At 72.2% G+C, this 6,325-nt stretch carries 5 protein-coding genes; 2 read left to right on the plus strand and 3 right to left on the minus strand.

What is annotated here, in order from left to right; translation table 11 throughout:
- Nucleotides 1-230 precede the first annotated feature (230 nt).
- On the plus strand, nt 231-959 hold the full coding sequence (locus tag ACQRUO_RS38075; protein WP_428320759.1) for a response regulator: 729 nt from the start codon (nt 231-233) through the stop codon (nt 957-959).
- 48 nt (nt 960-1,007) lie between these two features.
- Here ACQRUO_RS38075 and ACQRUO_RS38080 read toward each other — a convergent pair whose 3' ends face one another.
- Both ACQRUO_RS38080 and ACQRUO_RS38085 read right to left on the minus strand, forming a co-directional pair.
- A complete protein-coding gene (locus ACQRUO_RS38080; protein WP_428320760.1) occupies nt 1,008-2,195 on the minus strand; it encodes a winged helix-turn-helix domain-containing protein in 1,188 nt (395 codons plus the stop codon).
- A gap of 34 nt (nt 2,196-2,229) precedes the next feature.
- Nucleotides 2,230-2,823, minus strand: a complete 594-nt coding sequence (locus ACQRUO_RS38085; protein WP_428320761.1) for a GNAT family N-acetyltransferase — start codon at nt 2,821-2,823, stop codon at nt 2,230-2,232.
- 224 nt (nt 2,824-3,047) lie between these two features.
- Here ACQRUO_RS38085 and secA point away from each other — a divergent pair, with 224 nt between their 5' ends.
- Nucleotides 3,048-5,810, plus strand: a complete 2,763-nt coding sequence (secA, locus tag ACQRUO_RS38090; protein WP_428320762.1) for a preprotein translocase subunit SecA — start codon at nt 3,048-3,050, stop codon at nt 5,808-5,810.
- A 140-nt stretch (nt 5,811-5,950) separates the two neighbouring features.
- On the opposite strand, the gene ACQRUO_RS38095 is transcribed toward secA, so the two are convergent.
- A partial coding sequence (locus ACQRUO_RS38095; protein WP_428320763.1) for an Rv3235 family protein occupies nt 5,951-6,325 on the minus strand: 375 nt, incomplete at its 5' end.

The raw sequence follows: 6,325 nt of genomic DNA on the forward strand, positions 1-6,325 counted from the left end.
GCGTGGCCGCGGCGCCTCCCGACCAGGGCGGCCGACCCCGCGGGGCCGGCCGCCGCGCTGTGTCCGCAGGCCGGAGGGGCCGCGGCGGCCGGTACGCCGCCGGTTGCGCCGTTCGGCGGGCGCGTCGCCGGCGCACCCGTTCGGGGGGATGCCGCCGATCGGCGGTTGAGTCCGGTCGGCGGGGGCGTGGAATGATGTGGCTCACAGCGTTCGGTGACGGGGAGGGGCGGATGGCGGACCGGTTCGGAGGCGGCGGTGGCGGCGGCCCGGAGCCGGCGTACGCGCCGCGCGGCGGCGAGCCCATCCGCGTCCTGGTGGTGGACGACCACGCACTGTTCCGCCGGGGGCTGGAGATCGTGCTCGCCGAGGAAGTCGACATCAAGGTGGTCGGCGAGGCGGGGGACGGCGCGGAGGCGGTGCTCAAGGCGGCCGACCTGCTGCCCGACATCATCCTGATGGACGTGCGGATGCCGCGGCGCAGCGGCATCGAGGCCTGCACGGCGATCAAGGAGGTGGCCCCCAGCACCAAGATCATCATGCTGACGATAAGCGACGAGGAGGCCGACCTCTACGAGGCGATCAAGGCGGGTGCCACCGGCTACCTGCTCAAGGAGATCTCCACCGACGAGGTGGCCACCGCGATCCGTGCGGTCGCCGACGGCCAGTCGCAGATCAGCCCCTCGATGGCGGCCAAGCTGCTCACCGAGTTCAAGTCGATGATCCAACGCCGGTCCGACGACCGGGAGTTGGTGCCGGCACCGCGGCTGACCGACCGTGAGCTGGAGGTGCTCAAGCTGGTGGCGACCGGGATGAACAACCGGGAGATCGCCAAGGAGCTGTTCATCAGCGAGAACACCGTGAAGAACCACGTGCGCAACATCCTGGAGAAGCTGCAACTGCACTCCCGGATGGAGGCCGTGGTCTACGCGATGCGGGAGAAGATCCTCGAAATAGGGTGAGCCCCGGGGGCGGGCCCGGCCCCGGCCGGCCGGCGCCCGGTCGGGGGCTCAGTGGAGCAGCGCGGTGAGCGCGGGCCGCAGCGACTCGTCCGCCAACTGCTCGACCCGCACCTCGGCGCAGCCCACCCAGGCCGCCGCCTCGCGCAGCGCCGTCACCAGCGCGGGCAGGTGCTTCGCCGAGTCGAGCGAGACCCGGCGGGCCACCAGCACCGTGCCCTCGCGGGCCGGGTCCACCCGGCCGACCAGGCGGCCGCCGGCCAGCAGCGGCATCGCGAAGTAGCCGTGCACCCGCTTGTGCCTGGGGGTGTAGGCCTCCAGCCGGTGCGACATGCCGAAGACCCGCTCGGTGCGGGCGCGGTCCCAGATCAGCGAGTCGAACGGGGAGAGCAGCGTGGTGCGGTGGCGCCCGCCGCCCGACCCCGCGGCGGCCAGCGCGTCCGGGTCGGCCCAGGCCGGTGCGGCGCCGCCCTCCGGGCCCCAGCCGGCCACCGCCACCGGGAGCAGGCCGGAGTCGACCAGCACCGCGTCCAGTTGGGCCGGCTTGAGGCGGTGGTAGTCGGCCAGGTCGGCGCGGGTGGCGACGCCGAGGGCCTGGCCGGCCTGGCGGACCAGCCGGGCCAGGCACTCCCGGTCGGTCGGGTCCTGCCCGAACAGCTCGGCCGGCACGGCCTGTTCGGCCAGGGCGTAGACCCGCCGCCAGCCGCGCCGCTCGGTGCAGACCACGTCGCCGAAGGCCAGCGCCCGCTCCACCGCGATCTTGCTCTCCGACCAGTCCCACCACTCCGAGGTCCGCTTGGCGCCGCCCAACTCCGTGCTGGTCAGCGGGCCCTCGCCGCGCAGCCGGTCGAGCACCGCGCGGTAGGCCGGCCCGCTCACCTGCTGGCCCCACAGGTGGCCGCGCTCGCGGTAGGAGCGGCGGCGGAAGGCGAACAGCGGCCACTCCTCGATCGGCAGCACGCAGGCGGCGTGCGACCAGTACTCGAAGCTCGCCCCCGCGCCCCAGAGCGCCCGTTCGACCGCCGGGCGGCCGATCGCACCGAGCCGGGCGTAGGGGACCAGCTCGTGCGAGCGGGCGAGGACCGAGATGGTGTCCAGTTGGACCGCGCCCAGTCGGCGCAGCACCCCGCGCACCCCGGCCCGGCGGTCGGGCGCGCCCAGCAGGCCCTGGGCGCGCAGCGCGAGCCGGCGGGCCTGCTCGGCGCTGAGGGTGACGGTGGGCGGCGGCGCTGCGGTCATGCGGGCAGCGTAGGCGGCCGTACCGACAACCGGCTCAGTCCCGCTGCTGCTCCAGGTCGGTGGCGAGCAGCGAGCCCATCCAGGCGTCCAGGAACTCGCCGCGCCGCTCGCCGAAGGAGCGCAGCGTGCCCTCCAGGGTGAACCCGGCCTTGCGGGCCACCGCCAGCGAGGGCTCGTTGCCGACGTAGGCGACCCACTCCAGCCGGCGCAGCCCCTGCTCCTGCAGGGCCCAGCGGCAGACCTCGCGCAGCGCCTCGACCGCGTAGCCGCGCCCGCGCGAGGCGGCGGTGGCCCAGAAGCCGACCTCGGCCGAGCCGGGGCGCCGGGCCGACAGGCCCTGGGTGCCGACCAGCGTGCCGGTGGCCTTCTCGACGACGCACCAGACCGGGTTGCGCGCCTCGCGCCAGCCCTCGACGGCCAGGCGCTCGACGAAGAACACGGCGTCCGCCCGGGTGTAGGGGGAGGGGACCACGGTCCAGCGCTGGATGTCCGGGTCCTGGCAGGCGGCGAAGACCGCGTCGATGTCCGCGGCGACCGGCGGGCGCAGCAGCAGCCGCTCGGTCTCCAGGACGACGGGGGCCGGCGCCGGGTCGGCGGGCGGGGTCGGATCGGTGCTGGGGGTTGTCATGTGCGGAGTATCGCGACCTGACGAAGGAGATCAAAATGACTTTCTCATGACCGATTTGTCTGCTTACTGCCGACTATCGCGGGATCCGCTCCCACGGGTGACATACGAATGGCGTGCTGACGCACCTCCCGGGGCATTGGCCTCCTCGCATACGATGGCCCGTGCGGCGGGGTCGACCCGCCGTGCAGTCGCCCAGAGCCGATCCAGGCAAGGAGCCCGCTCAAGTGTCCGTCTTCGACAAGATCCTGCGCGCCGGCGAAGGGAAGATCCTTCGCAAGCTGCAGCGGATTGCTGCCCAGGTCAACTCCATCGAAGAGGACTTCGTCAACCTCACGGACGACGAGCTGCGCGCACTGACCGACGAGTACAAGTCGCGGCTCGCCGAGGGCGAGTCCCTGGACGACATCCTCCCCGAGGCGTTCGCGACGGTCCGCGAGGCCGCCAAGCGCGTGCTCGGCCAGCGCCACTACGACGTGCAGATCATGGGCGGTGCCGCGCTCCACCACGGCTACGTCGCCGAGATGCGCACCGGTGAGGGCAAGACCCTGGTCGGCACGCTGCCCGCCTACCTCAACGCGCTCACCGGCAAGGGCGTGCACCTGATCACCGTCAACGACTACCTCGCCGAGCGCGACTCGGAGTGGATGGGCCGGGTGCACCGCTTCCTCGGCCTCGAGGTCGGCGTGATCCTGGGCAACATGCCGCCCGCCGAGCGCAAGCGCCAGTACGCGATGGACATCACGTACGGCACCAACAACGAGTTCGGCTTCGACTACCTGCGCGACAACATGGCCTGGTCGCAGGACGAACTGGTGCAGCGCGGCCACAACTTCGCGATCGTCGACGAGGTCGACTCGATCCTGATCGACGAGGCCCGCACCCCGCTGATCATCTCCGGCCCGGCCGACCAGGCCACCAAGTGGTACACCGACTTCGCCAAGCTGGTGCTGCGCCTCAAGCGCGACCGCGACTACGAGGTCGACGAGAAGAAGCGCACCGTCGGCGTGCTGGAGGAGGGCGTCACCCGGGTCGAGGACTACCTGGGCATCGACAACCTCTACGAGTCGGTGAACACCCCCCTCGTCGGGTTCCTGAACAACGCCATCAAGGCGAAGGAGCTCTACAAGGTCGACAAGGACTACGTCGTGATGAACGGCGAGGTCATGATCGTCGACGAGCACACCGGCCGCATCCTGGCCGGTCGTCGCTACAACGAGGGCATGCACCAGGCGATCGAGGCCAAGGAGGGGGTGGAGGTCCAGAACGAGAACCAGACGCTGGCCACCATCACCCTGCAGAACTTCTTCCGCCTGTACGACAAGCTGTCCGGCATGACCGGTACCGCCACCACCGAGGCGGCCGAGTTCCACCAGATCTACAAGCTCGGCGTGGTGCCGATCCCGACCAACCGCAATCCGCAGCGGATCGACCAGCCCGACCTGATCTACAAGTCGGAGCCGGCCAAGTTCGCCGCCGTGGTCGAGGACATCGCCGAGCGGCACGAGAAGGGCCAGCCGGTGCTGGTCGGCACCGTCTCGGTGGAGAAGTCCGAGTACCTCTCCCAGGAGCTGCGCAAGCGCGGCATCCCGCACGAGGTGCTGAACGCCAAGCACCACGAGCGCGAGGCGCAGATCGTCGCCCAGGCCGGTCGCAAGGGCGCGGTCACCGTGGCCACCAACATGGCGGGCCGCGGCACCGACATCATGCTCGGCGGCAACGCCGACCACCTGGCCACCGCGGAGCTGGCCCAGCGCGGCCTGAGCCCGGTGGACACCCCGGAGGAGTTCGAGGAGGCCTTCCCGGCGGCGCTGGAGAAGGCCAAGGCCGCGGTCAAGACCGAGCAGGAGGAGGTGCAGGAGATCGGCGGCCTGTACGTGCTCGGCACCGAGCGGCACGAGTCCCGCCGGATCGACAACCAGCTGCGCGGTCGTTCCGGCCGCCAGGGCGACCCCGGCGAGTCCCGCTTCTACCTCTCGCTCGGCGACGACCTGATGCGCCTGTTCAAGGCCGGCATGGTCGAGCGCGTGCTGTCGATGGCCAACGTGCCCGAGGACGTGCCGATCGAGTCCAAGATGGTCACCCGCGCGATCGCCTCCGCGCAGACCCAGGTCGAGCAGCAGAACTTCGAGATCCGCAAGAACGTCCTGAAGTACGACGAGGTGCTCAACCGCCAGCGCGAGGTCATCTACGGCGAGCGCCGCCGGGTGCTGGAGGGCGAGGACCTCCAGGAGCAGATCGGCCACTTCATGGACGACACCGTGGAGGCCTACGTGCAGGCCGCCACCGGTGAGGGCTTCGAGGACGACTGGGACCTGGAGAAGCTCTGGACCGCCCTGAAGCAGCTCTACCCGATCACCCTCGAGCTGGACGTGCTGGAGGAGGAGGCCGGCGGCACCGCCGGGCTCACCCCCGACTTCCTGACCAAGGTGATCCAGGAGGACGTCCAGGCCCAGTACGGCGCCCGCGAGGACCAGCTCGGCGAGCAGGTCATGCGTGAGCTGGAGCGCCGCGTGGTGCTCTCGGTGCTGGACCGCCGCTGGCGCGAGCACCTCTACGAGATGGACTACCTCCAGGAGGGCATCGGCCTGCGCGCGATGGCGCAGCGCGACCCGCTGGTCGAGTACCAGCGCGAGGGCTTCGACATGTTCGGCGCCATGATGGAGGGCATCAAGGAGGAGTCCGTCGGCTACCTGTTCAACCTGGAGGTCCAGGTCGAGCAGCAGGTCGAGGAGGTCCCGGTGCAGGACGCGCAGGAGGCGGCCGAGGTCTCGCTGGAGAAGGCCGCCCGCCCGGAGATCAAGGCCAAGGGCCTGGAGGCGCCCAAGCCGCAGCGGCTGCACTACACCGCGCCCGCGGTGGACGGCGACGACACCGTGATCGAGGGCGACTTCGAGGACGGCCTGCCGGAGGACGAGGGCGACGGCCTGACCAGGGCCGAGCGCCGCAAGGCCGCCAAGGCCGCGGCGAAGGGCCGGCGCCGCAAGTAGTCCGGTCGCACGGCGTGCGGTGAGTCGGCGGCGCCACTCGGGAACCTCCCGGGTGGCGCCGCCGCTTTTCCGTCGCACGGCACGGCACGGCACGGCCCGGCCCGGCCTGGCACGGCACGGCGCTGCGGCTCCGGTGACGGTCAGCGCGCCTCCACCGCGGCGCACTGCCACTGCTCGGTGCGCCGGTGCCGCTCCAGCCGGAACGCCACCACGTGGTGCCGCTCGCCCGCCTGGACCCGGACGCACACCTCCAGCACGCCCGGCCCCGGCGCGCACTCGTGCACCCGGGCCGGCCGCGGCCGCCCGGTGCTCGCCGGCCGGCGCAGCGGTCCGCCGCCGGCCGCCAGCCGGGCCAGCTGGCGGTAGCCGTCGTGGGTGGTGTGGCGGGCCAGTTGGCCGACCGGGCGCTCGCCGGAGAGCACCTCGACCAGCCGCAGCGCGAACCGGGTGCCCGGCCCCGCCACCGCGCAGCCGGACCGCGGGTGCCGCGCCTCGCGCGGCGGGGCGAGCCGGGC

It is taken from the genome of Kitasatospora sp. LaBMicrA B282 (assembly GCF_050325825.1).
Taxonomy (GTDB): domain Bacteria; phylum Actinomycetota; class Actinomycetes; order Streptomycetales; family Streptomycetaceae; genus Kitasatospora.

What these genes read in the sequence shown, in the direction of transcription:
- ACQRUO_RS38080 (WP_428320760.1), bottom strand. Translation starts at nt 2,195, where the DNA reads ATGACCGCAGCGCCGCCGCCCACCGTCACCCTCAGCGCCGAGCAGGCC.
- ACQRUO_RS38085 (WP_428320761.1), bottom strand. Translation starts at nt 2,823, where the DNA reads ATGACAACCCCCAGCACCGATCCGACCCCGCCCGCCGACCCGGCGCCG.
- ACQRUO_RS38075 (WP_428320759.1), top strand. Translation starts at nt 231, where the DNA reads ATGGCGGACCGGTTCGGAGGCGGCGGTGGCGGCGGCCCGGAGCCGGCG.